Origin of the sequence: Bradyrhizobium sp. PSBB068 (genome assembly GCA_016839165.1) — a bacterium.
In the GTDB taxonomy this organism is placed as follows: Bacteria; Pseudomonadota; Alphaproteobacteria; order Rhizobiales; family Xanthobacteraceae; genus Bradyrhizobium.
Map to the genome: position 1 here is coordinate 775,898 of CP069300.1, position 13,385 is coordinate 789,282.

13 protein-coding genes are annotated in these 13,385 nt (G+C 65.5%); 10 read left to right on the top strand and 3 right to left on the bottom strand.

Going from position 1 to position 13,385, the window contains the following annotated elements; genetic code table 11:
• Positions 1 to 5: 5 nt before the first annotated feature.
• The gene (locus JQ507_03685) at positions 6 to 1,310 is read right to left on the bottom strand and encodes an MFS transporter (protein QRI70650.1); all 1,305 of its coding nucleotides are present in this window, start codon (positions 1,308 to 1,310) and stop codon (positions 6 to 8) included.
• A 278-nt stretch (positions 1,311 to 1,588) separates the two neighbouring features.
• On the opposite strand from JQ507_03685, the gene JQ507_03690 reads away from it, so the two are divergent.
• On the top strand, positions 1,589 to 2,506 hold the full coding sequence (locus JQ507_03690) for a LysR family transcriptional regulator (protein ID QRI70651.1): 918 nt from the start codon (positions 1,589 to 1,591) through the stop codon (positions 2,504 to 2,506).
• A 139-nt stretch (positions 2,507 to 2,645) separates the two neighbouring features.
• Here the strand turns inward: JQ507_03690 and JQ507_03695 are convergent, their stop codons facing one another.
• Positions 2,646 to 4,043, bottom strand: a complete 1,398-nt coding sequence (locus tag JQ507_03695) for an MFS transporter (protein ID QRI70652.1) — start codon at positions 4,041 to 4,043, stop codon at positions 2,646 to 2,648.
• Positions 4,044 to 4,933: 890 nt separating this feature from the next.
• On the opposite strand from JQ507_03695, the gene JQ507_03700 reads away from it, so the two are divergent.
• The 9 genes from JQ507_03700 (at position 4,934) to JQ507_03740 (ending at position 11,839) form a co-directional block, all read left to right on the top strand.
• On the top strand, positions 4,934 to 5,125 hold the full coding sequence (locus tag JQ507_03700) for a hypothetical protein (protein ID QRI70653.1): 192 nt from the start codon (positions 4,934 to 4,936) through the stop codon (positions 5,123 to 5,125).
• A gap of 5 nt (positions 5,126 to 5,130) precedes the next feature.
• The gene (locus JQ507_03705) at positions 5,131 to 5,886 is read left to right on the top strand and encodes an ABC transporter ATP-binding protein (GenBank protein QRI70654.1); all 756 of its coding nucleotides are present in this window, start codon (positions 5,131 to 5,133) and stop codon (positions 5,884 to 5,886) included.
• A gap of 5 nt (positions 5,887 to 5,891) precedes the next feature.
• Entirely contained in the window at positions 5,892 to 6,761 is an 870-nt protein-coding gene (locus JQ507_03710) for a metal ABC transporter permease (protein ID QRI70655.1), read from the top strand.
• Positions 6,762 to 6,763: 2 nt separating this feature from the next.
• Entirely contained in the window at positions 6,764 to 7,636 is an 873-nt protein-coding gene (locus JQ507_03715) for a metal ABC transporter substrate-binding protein (protein ID QRI70656.1), read from the top strand.
• Positions 7,637 to 7,690: 54 nt separating this feature from the next.
• Positions 7,691 to 8,749: a GTP-binding protein gene (locus JQ507_03720; GenBank protein QRI70657.1), complete on the top strand. Its 1,059-nt coding sequence runs from the start codon at positions 7,691 to 7,693 to the stop codon at positions 8,747 to 8,749.
• Positions 8,749 to 9,768 (top strand): WD40 repeat domain-containing protein, encoded by a 1,020-nt coding sequence (locus JQ507_03725; GenBank protein ID QRI70658.1) that lies wholly within the window; start codon positions 8,749 to 8,751, stop codon positions 9,766 to 9,768. The genes JQ507_03720 and JQ507_03725 overlap by 1 nt, the downstream gene beginning before the upstream one ends.
• An 87-nt stretch (positions 9,769 to 9,855) precedes the next feature.
• Positions 9,856 to 10,572 carry an MgtC/SapB family protein gene (locus JQ507_03730; GenBank protein ID QRI70659.1) on the top strand — a complete coding sequence of 239 codons (717 nt, stop codon included), beginning with the start codon at positions 9,856 to 9,858 and terminating at the stop codon, positions 10,570 to 10,572.
• Between the two features lie 81 nt (positions 10,573 to 10,653).
• Entirely contained in the window at positions 10,654 to 10,980 is a 327-nt protein-coding gene (locus JQ507_03735; GenBank protein ID QRI70660.1) for a hypothetical protein, read from the top strand.
• 118 nt (positions 10,981 to 11,098) lie between these two features.
• The gene (locus JQ507_03740; GenBank protein ID QRI70661.1) at positions 11,099 to 11,839 is read left to right on the top strand and encodes an acetoacetate decarboxylase; all 741 of its coding nucleotides are present in this window, start codon (positions 11,099 to 11,101) and stop codon (positions 11,837 to 11,839) included.
• Between the two features lie 66 nt (positions 11,840 to 11,905).
• Here JQ507_03740 and JQ507_03745 read toward each other — a convergent pair whose 3' ends face one another.
• Positions 11,906 to 13,348: a homospermidine synthase gene (locus JQ507_03745; GenBank protein QRI70662.1), complete on the bottom strand. Its 1,443-nt coding sequence runs from the start codon at positions 13,346 to 13,348 to the stop codon at positions 11,906 to 11,908.
• Between the last annotated feature and the right edge of the window lie 37 nt (positions 13,349 to 13,385).

Sequence of the window (13,385 nt, forward strand, 5' to 3'; positions counted from 1 at the left end):
GGTGGTTAGCGGGTTCGCAGGGGATCGGGATGCGGTTCGGCCGCGGCCGGCGCGCGTGACAGCAGCAGCGTGAGCACGGCCGAGAGCACCAGCAGGCCGGCGACGAAATAGAGCCCGCCCTCGAAGCTGCCGGTGCGTTCCTTGATCCAGCCGATCATCGCCGGGCCAACGAAGCCGCCGAGATTGCCGATCGAGTTGATGGTGGCGATCCCGGCCGCGGCGGCCGAGCCCGACAGGAACATGGTCGGCATGCTCCACAGCGGCGGCTTCGACGAGGAGATACCGATATTGACCAGCGTGAGCGCGAGGATCACGGCGGCAAGGCCGGTCCACATTCCGGCCAGCGCGAGGCCGGCTGCTGCCGTCAGGCAGGCCAGCACCACGTGCCAGGTGCGCTCGCCGGTGCGATCGGAGTGCCACGCCCACAGGATCATCGCGGCTACGGCGATGGTCGCGGGCACCGCGTTGAGAAAGCCGACCTGGAGCGACGACAGGCCGAACGCCTTGATGATCTGCGGCGCCCACACGCCGAGTGTGTAAAGCCCGGCCGAGGTGCCGAAATAGACCAGCGCCAGCGCCAGCACGCGCGGATCGGCGAGCCCGCGCCAGATGCTGTGGCTTGCGGTCGCGGCCTTGCCGTCGTTCTCCGCCTTCATGGTCTTGACCAGCCAGGCGCGCTCGTCGTCGGCAAGCCATTTGGCCTGCTCCGGCCGGTCAGTGAGGAAGCCCAGCACCACGAAGCCGAGCAGCACGGCGGGCACGGCCTCCAGCACGAACAGCCATTGCCAGCCCTTGAAGCCGAGCATTCCGTCCATCTCCAGCAGCGCGCCCGACAGCGGCGAGCCGAGCACGGTCGACAGCGGCGCCGCAGCCATGAACAGCGCGGTGACGGCCGCGCGCTGCCGCGCCGGGAACCAGTAGGACAGATAGAGGATGATGCCGGGGAAGAAGCCGGCTTCGGCGGCGCCGAGCAGGAAACGCAGCACGTAGAAGCTGGTCGCGCCCTGCACCAGCGCCATCGCGGCCGAAACGATGCCCCAGGTGATCATCACCCGCGCGATCCAGATCCGCGCGCCGACCTTGTGCAGGATGATGTTGGAGGGCACCTCGAACAGGAAGTAGCCCCAGAAGAAGATACCGGCGCCGAAGCCATAGACGGTCGGCGACAGGCCGATGTCCTTGTTCATGGTCAGCGAGGCAAAGCCGATATTGACGCGGTCGATGAAGGCCACGAAGTACAGCAGCATGATGAACGGCACGATGCGCAGTGAGATCTTGCGCAACACGCGCGTGCCAAGCTGGCTTTCCATGGGCTTCCCCGGGGTTCGTCTTGTTGTTGGGACGGCGCGTTATGCCGCACCACCGAAAAGCCTAGAAGGCTGCGGCCTTCCGGTTCAACCCGTGTGGGTTTATACAAAAAAATGATATAATCCTTGCTTTGTCATTGCGAGGAGCGAAGCGACGAAGCGATCCACCGCTCCGCCTATGCGGTGGCACGGATTGCTTCGCGGAGCCTGTCATCCGGCGGCGCTTCGCGCCGACCGGGTGGCTCGCAACGACGGTGGATAGGTTCTGGAGTAAACACGTCTTGGAACTGCACCAGCTTCGCTGCTTCGTGGCGGCTGCCGAGGAACTGCATTTCGGCCGCGCCGCGCAACGCCTGCAGATGATGCCGTCGGCGCTCGGCCGTCACATCAAGCTGCTGGAAGAGGACCTCGGCGCGCGGTTGTTCGCGCGCACCACGCGTGCGGTGTCGCTGACCGAGGACGGCGCAACGTTGCTGCGCGAGGGGCGTGCGCTGCTCAGCCGCGCCGAGGCGATCGAGGATGGCTTTCGCCGCTGGCTGCGCAAGCCGCAGGCGCGGCGCTTCCGGATCGGCGCGATCGACAGCGCCGCGGCCGGCTTGCTGCCGCCGCTGCTGCGCGACGTCCGCGCCGCCCATCCCGACGTTGCCGTGCAATTGCTCGAGGAGAAGACGATCCGGCTGCTGCCGAAGCTATTGTCCGGTGCGCTCGATCTCGCGTTCGTGCGCCCGCCGGAGCGGCCCGACCGCCGCATCGAGTTTTTTCCTCTGCTGCAGGAGACCGCCGTGGTGGCGCTGTCGCACAAGCATGGACTGGCGCGGCGCAAGCAGATCGTGTTGCCCGATATCGCCGATCAGCCGTTGATCGTGCCCGAGCGCCGCTCGCGGCCGCACAGCCACGACCTCACGACCAAGCTGTTCGACGAGGCCGGGTTGACGCCGAACATCCAGGAGATCGCCGACGAAAAGCAGACCATCGTCAACATGGTCGCGGCACGGCTTGGCGTTGCCATCGTGCCGCGCTGGACCGCGCGGATGGCGATCCCGGGCGTGCGTTTCGTTCCCCTCAGGCTCAAACGCGGCAGCGCCGCCGGCCGCCTGCCGCTCGCCGCCGCCTGGCTGAAAGGCTCCCGCGATCCGGTCCGCGACCAGGTGATCGCGGTGCTGGAGGCAAGGTTGAAGAGTTACGCGAGGGAGGCGTGACGGCTCTCTCCATCGTCATTCCGGGGCTCGCGAAGCGAGAGCCCGGAATCCATCGGGCCGCATTTTCAAACGATGAATGGATTCCGGGCTCGACGCTGACGCGTCGCCCCGGAATGACGGGAGGATGCGGACGTGCCCCCTAACGCTCCCGGCGTTCTGACGCCCCGGCTTCCGGTGCAGGATACAGGGCAGCCGCTGCGATCATGCCGGCGACCGCACCGATGGTCGCCAGGACGAATGGAGCCGCATACGCCGATGCCACCTCCGTCGTCCTGAGCGTCGCCCCCAGCGCGGCGATGCTGATGGCAAAACCGGCCTGGCGGACGATCATTGTCATCGCGGACGTCATGCCGGCCTGCGCCGGCGGCGCAAGGGCCAAGGCGGTGCTGCCCAATTGCGGGTTGGCCAGCGCCGCTCCAACGCCGATCGTCAGCATGCCGGCGACCGTTGCGATGCTGCGCAGGGTGGCATCGGCGGATAGCGCAGCGATCACGAGCAACAGATCTCCGGAAGCGATGGTGCCGAAGGCGACCATGAAGAAACGCCGCCAGCCCCATTGGGTGACGAGGCGGCCGCCCAGCAGCGGGACCAGCAGCATCGGCAATGTCGCCGCGAGCAAGGCCACGCCCGCCACTTCCATGCTGACATGCAGGCCGGCGCTCAGGAACAGCGGCAGATAGACCAATACCGCCCAGTAGCCGAATTGGATCGAAGTCAAGGACGCGCCGACCCCGATCATCGGCGCGGTCGCGAATACGCGCGGGTCGAGCACGGGATTTCGGCTGTGCCACTGCTGCCGGACGAATGCCAATGCCGCCGCCGCGCTCGCGATCAGGCCAGCCGCTCTGACGGTCGACGGCGCGTCGGGCTTCAGCAGTGCGTCGATCGCAAGACCCAGTGACAGCGTCAACAGCACGATACCCCAGGGATCGAGCGGGCGTCCGCCGGATTCGCGCGTCTCCGCGACGACCCGAGGCACGGCAAAGGCCAGCGTCAGGCAAAACGGAATGTTGGCATAAAAGATCGAGCGCCAGCCGAACCAGGCGGCAAGCAATCCACCCAGCGTTGGGCCCAGAGCCATCGCAACGCCCGAGATCGTCCCGATGGTGGCGAAGGCCTGCGCCCGCCGACGCTGGTGCGGGAATGCGCCGGCGACCAGCGCGAGCGCGCCGGTACCCAGGAAGGCCGCACCGACGCCTTGCAGCGCGCGTGCCGTGAGCAGCAGCGGAGCGCTCGCCGCCGCGCCGCAGCCGATCGAGGCCAGCAGAAACACGATGTTGCCGGCCAGCATCGCGCGCCGACGGCCGAAGCGATCCGCAAGCGCGCCTGACGCGAGCAACGCGCCGGTGAAGGCAAGGCTGTAGGCGTCGATGACCCAGGCGGTGCCTGCAACGGCAAATCCGAGATCGTCGGCAATGCCCGGCATGGCGACCACGACCGCGGTCACATCGAACAGGATCAGGAATGCGCCAAGGCTGAGCACGAATGTGGTCAGGTTCGATCGCTCGCGAGCGACCTCGGTTGAGCGATCGTGCATGTCGTGCCTGCTCCCCGCCCGGATTGCGTTCGGGGTCTGCCTACGCCGATCCTGCTGACACCATGGTGGCAGCAGGACGCTGCACGCGATGCCAAACCTGCTGCCTGAGCGGTTCGCACGGGCGTTGCGGCCGTGGCACCCGCGGCATTTCAACCCGACGGGCAACTCAGCAAAAACCTGTCAATCCATCGCGCCGGAAATATTTCGCTTTATCAGAAGTGCAACTCGGTTTATGGTTCGCCCGTCTCACCCGATCGAGGGGCGCTGCGCATCGTCAGGAGTGTTGCGGTGAGATGCGGTGGACGCCGAGGTCACGAAAGACGACGCGTGACGGAGGCGGACGGTGAAGTTGTGTGGTCCTGACGCCCTAACGGCAGGTGTCTTCGTGCAAGATGCGTTGCGTCATGCACGGGCGGTGACAAGCAAGCCCAGTCTCGCCGGGGAGAGCACGAAGTAAGCCGTAACCCATCGCGCAGGGAAAGCCGGAGTTCCCGGTTACACCTGTGGTCCTACCCCCCGAGCTTTCTACCCATTGCTCGGGGCCCATGGGTGCGATCGGCACCCGGCTTTCCCTGCGCCCTCTGTTTCCAGAGCGGCGAAACGAAGAGCACAGCTCGGACAGATCTTGTCGCGAGATGCGAAGCTATGTCCCCTTCCCATGACACCGCGTGTTTGCCTTGAATGCCGATGTTCGACAATAAATCGAGAACCATCCCTATCGTCTTCCTGCTTTCCGCCAGGACGACGATAGGAGCGAGCTGCACACGGCCCGGCGGGTTCCCCGGGTAGATCCGGTGCCGGCGCAGCTCAAGTCTCCCCCGGTTTTGCGGATCGGCCATGAGTTCCCTGTCGGTGGACTCGCGTTATGTTATAATATAACAGTCTTCTCTATGGCGAATACGCATACCCACGACCACCATCACGGCCATGCCCATCCCCACGGGCACAGCCATGGCCCAGCCGCCCATCCGGCCCAGACCGCGCACTGGTCGATCCTGCGGATGCCCGTGCCGGCCCGGCTGCTCGCCGCGTTCGCGGTCTCGGCCGGCCTGTGGGGCGTGGTCTGGCTGGCGATGAGGTGAGGCCCGTGGCTGCGCTTGTCACCTTCCGCGACGTCACCCTCGGCTATGACCGCCACCCGGCGGTGCACCATCTCAATGGTGTGGTCGAGGCGGGCGCGCTGCTTGCCGTGATCGGCCCGAACGGCGCCGGCAAGTCGACCCTGCTGCGCGGCATCGCGGGCGTGCTCAAGCCGCTGTCGGGCGTGATCGATCTCGACGGGCTCGAGCACCGTGACATCGCCTACCTGCCGCAATCCGCCGACATCGACCGCACCTTCCCGATCTCGGTGTTCGATTTCGTCGGCACCGGGCTGTGGCGCTCGACCGGCTTCTTCGGCGGCATCGGCAAGGCCGCGCGCGGCAAGATTTTGGCGGCGCTCGCCGCGGTCGGCCTCAACGGTTTTGAGAACCGGCCGATCGGCACGCTGTCCGGCGGCCAGATGCAGCGCATGCTGTTCGCGCGCGTGCTGTTGCAGGACGCCCGCCTGATCGTGCTCGACGAACCGTTCAACGCCATCGACGCCAAGACCACCGCCGATCTGCTTGATCTGGTGAAGCGCTGGAACGGCGAGGGTCGCACCGTGCTGGCGGCGCTGCACGACCTCGACATGGTGCGCAACAATTTCCCGGAAACGCTCCTGCTGGCGCGAGGCCCGGTGGAATGGGGCCCGACGGCAGAGGCGCTGACGGCGGAGAACCTGACGGTCGCGATGCGGATGTGCGAAGCGTTCGACGACTCTGCCGCGGCCTGCGCCGCCGATCCGCGCTCACGGGCTGCCTGACGCCGATGCTGACTGACGCACTGATCACGCCCTTCACCGAGTTCGAGTTCATGCGCCGCGCGCTGGCGGCCGTGATCGCGCTGTCGCTCGGCGGTGCGCCGATCGGCGTGTTCCTGATGCTGCGGCGGATGAGCCTGGTCGGCGATGCCATGGCGCATGCGATCCTGCCGGGCGCCGCGATCGGCTTCCTGCTGTCAGGGCTCAATCTGTTCGCGATGACGACCGGCGGCCTGATCGCGGGCTTCACCGTGGCGCTGCTGGCGGGCCTTGTCGCCCGCACCACCGAGCTGAAGGAGGACGCCTCGCTTGCGACCTTCTACCTGGTCTCGCTCGCGCTCGGCGTCACCATCGTCTCGATCAAGGGCACCAACATCGACCTCTTGCACGTGCTGTTCGGCAACATCCTGGCGATGGACGACCAGACGCTGCTGGTGATCGCATTCAATGCCACCATCACGCTCTTGGTGCTTGCGGTGATCTACCGGCCGCTGGTGATCGAATGCGTCGATCCGGTGTTCCTGCGCACCGTGAGCCGGGCCGGTGCGCCGGCGCATCTCGCCTTCCTGGCGCTGGTCGTGGTCAACCTCGTCAACGGCTTCCACGCGCTCGGCACGCTGCTCGGCGTCGGGCTGATGATCCTGCCTGCGGGCATCGCGCGGTTCTGGTCGCGCGACATCACCACCATGATCTGCATCGCGGTCGCTAGCGCGATTGTTTCCGGCTATGCCGGGCTCGTGCTGTCGTACCAGACCCGGATTCCCTCCGGCCCCGCGATCATCCTGGTTGCGGCGGGTCTCTATATCGTGTCGCTGCTGTTCGGCAATGTCAGCGGCCTGGTGCGGCAGCTGTTTCCCGGACGGCATCTCGAGGCGTAATGATGCGGCATTTGCTTGGCTTGATATCCCTGGCGCTGGTGCTGGCGAGCGGTGCGGCACAAGCCGCCGAACGCATCAACGTGGTCGCGAGTTTCTCGATCCTCGCCGACATGGTGCGCAATGTCGGCGGCAACGACGTCGACGTGGTGGCGCTGGTCGGGCCCGATGGCGATGCGCATGTCTACGCGCCGACGCCGGCGGACGCCAAGAAGGTCGCCGACGCCCGCCTCCTCGTCATCAACGGCCTCGGCTTCGAGGGCTGGCTGCCGCGCCTGCTGCAGGCCTCCGGCAGCAAGGCGCCGATCGCGGTGGCCACCAAGGGGATCATGCCGCGGAAGCTGGGCGGCCATGACGATCCGCATGCCTGGCAATCCGTCGCCAATGCGAAGATCTACGTTGCCAATATCCGCGACGGACTGATCGCCGCGGCCCCCGACAAGGCGGCCGTCTTCAAGGCCAATGCCGACGCTTATCTCGCCAGGCTGGAGGCGCTCGACCGCGAGGTGCACGAGGCGGTGGCGAAAATACCGGAGGTGCGTCGCAAGGTGATCTCGACCCACGACGCCTTCGGCTATTTCGCCGACGCTTACGGGATCACGTTCTTCTCGCCGCTCAGCGTCTCCACGGATTCCGAGCCCAGCGCGCGCGATATCGCCGCCATCGTCGCCCAGATCAAGCTTGCGAAAATTCCTGCAGTTTTTCTCGAAAATATCAGCGATCCCCGCCTGATCCAGCGGATCGCAGCCGAGACCGGCGCCCGGGTCGGCGGCACCCTGTATTCGGACAGTTTGACGGGCGAAAAGGGCCAGGCACCCACTTACATTGATATGGTCAGGCACAATATAAAGGCCCTGACCAGCGCGGTCGCCGGGTAGGGGCAGGGGCCTCCCTGCCGGGGTTGAGCGCGAACCCAAGTTCCCGGAGTTGTTATGGCTGAAGCTTCGCAAAAAATTCCTGTGACCGTGCTGACGGGCTATCTCGGCGCCGGCAAGACCACGCTGTTGAACCGCATCCTGTCGGAAAACCACGGCAAGAAATACGCGGTCATCGTCAACGAATTCGGCGAGATCGGCATCGACAATGACCTCATCATCGGCGCCGATGAGGAAGTGTTCGAGATGAACAATGGCTGCGTCTGCTGCACGGTGCGCGGCGACCTCGTCCGCATCATGGACGGCTTGATGAAGCGCAAGGGCAAGTTCGACGCCATCATCGTCGAGACCACCGGCCTTGCCGATCCGGCGCCGGTCGCGCAGACCTTCTTCGTCGACGAGGACGTGCAGAAGAACGCCCGGCTCGATGCCGTGGTCACGGTCGCCGACGCCAAGTGGCTGAGCGACCGCTTGAAGGATGCGCCGGAAGCCAAGAACCAGATCGCGTTCGCCGATGTCATCGTGCTGAACAAGACCGACCTGGTCTCCAAGCCCGAGCTTGCCGAGGTCGAGGCCCGCATCCGCGGCATCAATCCCTACGCAAAGCTGCACCGTACCGAACGTTGTCAGGTTGGCTTGACCGACGTGCTGGAGCGCGGCGCGTTCGACCTCGACCGCATCCTGGAGATCGAGCCCGATTTCCTCGAGGCCGGCGACGATCACGACCATGACCATCACCATCATGACCACGGTCATCACCATGACCATGATCACCACCATCATGATCACGGTCATGGCTTGAAGCACTATCACGACGAGGACATGCAGTCGCTGTCGCTGCGTTCGGAGAAGCCGCTCGACCCGACCAAGTTCATGCCATGGCTGCAGAACCTAGTCGCCACCGAGGGCCAGAAGATCCTGCGCTCGAAGGGCATCCTCGCCTTCACCGGTGATGACGACCGCTACGTGTTCCAGGGCGTCCACATGATGCTGGAGGGCGATCATCAGCGGAAGTGGAAGGACGGCGAGAAGCGCGAGAGCCGCGTCGTGTTCATCGGTCGCGAGCTGCCGGAGCAGGCGATCCGCGACGGCTTCGAGCAGTGCATCACCACGTGATGAAGGAGTTCGACCCGGGCGAGGCCCAATCTTCCATCGTGTCGATCACCGACCGCGTCAAGCCGCTTCCGCTGGGCGCAGCGGTCGGCTCGGTGCATTTCCTCGGCGACCGCGCGTTCTTCGTCGGTGCGGAGGAGAGCATTGCGATTGCAACCGCCGACGGCGAGATCACGCGCACCGAGACGCATTTCGATGCCATCCTGTGCGCGGCCTCCGACGGCAAGCGGCTGGTCACCGGCGGTGACGACGGCAAGCTGATCGCGATCGACGCCAAGGGCGAGATCTCGACAGTCGCGATCGACGCCAAGCGGCGCTGGATCGACAATGTCGCCCTGCACAGCGACGGCACCGTGGCGTGGTCGGCAGGCAAGACCGCCTTCGTGCGCAATCCCAAGGGCGAGGAAAAAACGTTCGAGGTGCCGTCGACCGTCGGCGGGCTGGCGTTCGCACCGAAGGGGCTGCGGCTCGCGATCGCGCATTACAACGGCGTGACGTTGTGGTTTCCCAACATGGCCGCCAATCCGGAATTCCTGGAATGGGCCGGCTCGCATCTCGCGGTCACCTTCAGCCCGGATAACAAGTTCCTGGTCACGGCGATGCACGAGGCCGCCATGCATGGCTGGCGGCTCGCCGACAACCGGCACATGCGGATGAGCGGCTATCCGGGCCGGGTGCGCTCGATGTCGTGGAGCGTCGGCGGCAAGGGGCTCGCGACCTCGGGCGCCGATACCGTGATCGTCTGGCCGTTCACCAGCAAGGACGGGCCGATGGGCAAGGAGCCGGCGATGCTGGCGCCGATGCCGGCGCGGGTCGCCGTGGTCGCCTGCCATCCGAAGAACGACATCATGGCGGTCGGCTATGCCGATGGCACCGTGCTGATGGTCCGGCTCGAGGACGGCGCCGAGATCCTGGTACGGCGGAATACCGGCACGGCGGTGTCTGCGCTGGGCTGGAATGCCAAAGGCACGCTGCTCGCCTTCGGCACGGAAGATGGTGACGCGGGCATTCTGGAAATGTAAGAGATCGCTGCATACGCAGCGTTTTCGAGCGAAGTGGGTACCGGTTCGCGTGAAGAAAACGCATCAAATGAAGAACCGGTAGATGCCATGCGATTCCTCACGACATTCCAGCTCGCCGACTTCCTCGACACGCTGATCAGCCTGACATCGGCCTTTGTGCTCGGCACCCTGATCGGGGCCGAGCGGCAGTACCGGCAGCGCACCGCGGGCCTGCGCACCAACGTGCTGGTCGCGGTCGGCGCGGCCGCCTTCGTCGACCTCGCGATGCATCTGGCGGGCGCCGACGGCGCGGTGCGGGTGATCGCCTATGTCGTGTCGGGGATCGGCTTCCTCGGCGCCGGCGTCATCATGAAGCAGGGCATGGACGTGCGCGGCCTCAACACCGCGGCGACGCTGTGGGCCTCGGCCGCGGTCGGCTCCTGCGCCGGCGCCGACCTGGTGGCGCAGGCCGCGGCGCTGACCGTGTTCGTGATCGCCGGCAACACGCTGCTGCGTCCGCTGGTCAACGCCATCAACCGTATCCCGCTCAACGAGAAGGCGCTGGAGGCGACCTACTACTTCAAGGTCGTGGTCACCGCGGAGGTGCTGCCCGATGTGCGCGACGCCGTCGTGGAGAAGCTCGAGGCCGCGAACTATCCGGTCGCCGATGTCAACGTGGTCGAGGCCGGCGACGACTTCCTCGAGATCGTGGCGGAGCTGGTCTCGACCGCGGTCGAACCCAACGAGCTGAACGCGGTAGTGGTCGACATGCAACATCAGCCCGGCGTGCGCCACGCGACCTGGGAAATCAGCACCACGGATTGAGGCGGTTCCACGCAGGCGGCGCCCAGGAACCATGCGGTGGCCGGATCGTTGACCTCGCTGACACGATGCGGGGTGAACGAGATGGCTGCGGATCGAACCAAGTTGCGGGCGGACGTCGTGATCGCCTCCACGCTGGTGGTGGCAGGCGTCGCGGTCGCCGTGCTGTCGCTGCAGGCAATCAACGCATCTTCGCCGCAAGAGCTGGCGCAGGCAGCCCAGCCGCTACAGCCATCGCCGGCGCCGCCGAAGACCGCGCCGCCGGCCGAGTCAAGACCCGGCGGCGAACGGCCGACCACGCCGGCGCCGGAGCCGGCGCGTCCCGATGCCGAGGCGCAGAAGGCCGGCGCCAAGCCGGTGCTGCCGCCGGCGCCCGCCGAGAAGACCGCACCACCGATCGAGAAGAAATAGGCTCTCCGGTCGGCGCATGTGACGCGCATTTGACTGATGCTGCCGATTATACTGTCTCGCCTCCGTCATCCCCGCCCGCCATAATCCGTCGTCTTGCCAACGACAGATGGGGCCATCCATGAAGATCGAGGACGTCCGGCGCACCGCCTATTCGATGCCGCTCACCAACCCGTCGTTTCCGCCGGGGCCGTACCGGTTCTTCGACCGCGAATATTTCATCATCACCTACAAGACCGATCCGGAAGCGCTCCAGGCCGTGGTGCCGGAGCCGCTCGAGGTTGCCGAGCCCGTGGTGAAGTATGAATTCATCCGCATGCCGGACTCGACCGGCTTCGGCGACTACACCGAGACCGGGCAGGTGATCCCGGTCCGCTTCAAGGGCGAATTGGGCGCCTACACCCACGCGATGTATCTCGACGACGAGGGCCCGATCGCCGGCGGCCGCGAGCTGTGGGGATTTCCGAAGAAGCTGGCCAAGCCCAGGATCGAGGTCGAGAGCGACGTCCTGGTCGGCTCGCTGCATTACGGCTCGGTGCTGTGCGCCTCCGCCACCATGGGCTACAAGCATCGCAAGGTCGACCACGACACCGTGCTGAAATCGATGGCGGCGCCGAACTTTATTCTCAAGATCATCCCGCATGTCGACGGCAGCCCGCGGATCTGCGAGCTGGTGCGGTTTCATCTCGAGGACATCACCTTGAAGGAGGCATGGACCGGCCCCGCCGCGCTCGGCCTGTTTCCTCACGCGCTGTGCGACGTCGCCCGCCTGCCGGTGCGCGAGGTGGTCTCGGCGCTGCACTACAAGGCCGATCTTACGCTCGGTCTCGGCTCGGTGGCGTTCGACTATATAGCGAAATAGCTGCCGTCATTCCGGGCCTGGCCCTTCGGGCCATCCCGGAATGACGAGAGTGGAGATCGGGTCGGGTCAGCGCACCAGGATGTTCTTGAACTGCCAGGGATCGCTGGTGTCGATGTCTTCCGGAAACAGTCCCGGGCGATCCGTCAGCGGGGTCCAGTCGGTGTAAAAGCCCTTCACCGGGCCGAGATAGGGCAGCTGGATTTCCAGCAACCGGTCGAAATCCATCTCGTCGGCTTCGACGATGCCCTCGTTCGGATTCTCCAGCGCCCACACCATGCCGCCGAGCACGGCGGAGGTCACCTGCAGGCCGGTGGCGTTCTGATAGGGCGCGAGCTTGCGGGTTTCTTCGATCGAGAGCTGCGAGCCGTACCAGTAGGCGTTGTTGTCGTGGCCGAACAGCAGCACGCCGAGTTCGTCGATGCCGTCGACGATTTCGTTCTCGTCGAGGATGTGGTGCTTCTCCTGCATCCTGGCGGCGCGGCCGAACATTTCATGCAGCGACAGCACCGCGTCGTCACACGGATGATAGGCGTAGTGGCAGGTCGGCCGGTAGATCGCGGTGCCTGATGCATCACGCACCGTGAAGTAATCGGAGATCGAGATCGACTCGTTGTGGGTGACGAGGAAGCCGTATTGCGCGCCGCGGGTCGGGCACCAGGTCCGCACCCGCGTGTCGGCGCCGGGCTGCATCAGGTAGATGGCCGCGCCGCAGCCGGCTTCGTGGGTCCGTGCATTCTCGGGCATCCATTTTTCATGGGTGCCCCAGCCGAGTTCGGACGGCTGCACGCCTTCCGACAGGAAACCTTCCACCGACCAGGTGTTGACGAAAACATCGGGCTCCTTCGGCGACTTGGAGCGCTGGGTATCGCGCTCGGCGATGTGGATGCCCTTGACACCCGCCTGCCGCATCAGGTCCGCCCACTCGGCCTTGGTCTTTGGCCTGGGGGCATTGAGCTTCAGATCGGCGGCGACATTGAGCAGCGCCTGCTTGACGAAGAATGAGACCATGCCGGGATTGGCGCCGCAGCAGGACACGGCCGTGGTCGAGCCCGCGGGGCGTGCCTTCTTGGCGGCCAGCGTCACTTCGCGAAGCGCGTAGTTGGAGCGCGCTTCAGGACCCTTCGACGAATCGAAATAGAAGCCGAGCCAGGGCTCGTTGACGGTGTCGATATAAAGTGCGCCAAGCTCGTTGCAGAGCTCCATGATGTCGGTCGAGCCGGTATCGACCGAGAGATTGACGCAAAAGCCCTGGCCGCCGCCTTCGGTGAGCAGCGGGCTCAGCAAGTCGCGATAATTGTCCTTGGTCACGGCCTGCTGGATGAATTTTACGTTGTGCTTCTCGCAATGCGCCTTGCGGCCCTCGTCCTTGGGATCGATCACGGTGATGCGCGACTTGTCGTAATCGAGATGCCGCTCGATCATCGGCAACGTGCCTTTGCCGATCGAGCCGAAGCCGATCATGACAATGGGGCCGGTGATTTTCGCGTAGATCTGCGAGGAGGGGCTCATCATTTTCTCCAGGAGAGCGCCGAGCGGCGGGTAGAGT

Bases quoted from the DNA above. Each gene is read 5' to 3' on its own strand.
- JQ507_03685 (QRI70650.1), bottom strand. From the start codon at position 1,310: ATGGAAAGCCAGCTTGGCACGCGCGTGTTGCGCAAGATCTCACTGCGC.
- JQ507_03695 (QRI70652.1), bottom strand. From the start codon at position 4,043: ATGCACGATCGCTCAACCGAGGTCGCTCGCGAGCGATCGAACCTGACC.
- JQ507_03700 (QRI70653.1), top strand. From the start codon at position 4,934: ATGGCGAATACGCATACCCACGACCACCATCACGGCCATGCCCATCCC.
- JQ507_03710 (QRI70655.1), top strand. From the start codon at position 5,892: ATGCTGACTGACGCACTGATCACGCCCTTCACCGAGTTCGAGTTCATG.
- JQ507_03715 (QRI70656.1), top strand. From the start codon at position 6,764: ATGCGGCATTTGCTTGGCTTGATATCCCTGGCGCTGGTGCTGGCGAGC.
- JQ507_03720 (QRI70657.1), top strand. From the start codon at position 7,691: ATGGCTGAAGCTTCGCAAAAAATTCCTGTGACCGTGCTGACGGGCTAT.
- JQ507_03725 (QRI70658.1), top strand. From the start codon at position 8,749: ATGAAGGAGTTCGACCCGGGCGAGGCCCAATCTTCCATCGTGTCGATC.
- JQ507_03730 (QRI70659.1), top strand. From the start codon at position 9,856: ATGCGATTCCTCACGACATTCCAGCTCGCCGACTTCCTCGACACGCTG.
- JQ507_03735 (QRI70660.1), top strand. From the start codon at position 10,654: ATGGCTGCGGATCGAACCAAGTTGCGGGCGGACGTCGTGATCGCCTCC.
- JQ507_03740 (QRI70661.1), top strand. From the start codon at position 11,099: ATGAAGATCGAGGACGTCCGGCGCACCGCCTATTCGATGCCGCTCACC.
- JQ507_03745 (QRI70662.1), bottom strand. From the start codon at position 13,348: ATGAGCCCCTCCTCGCAGATCTACGCGAAAATCACCGGCCCCATTGTC.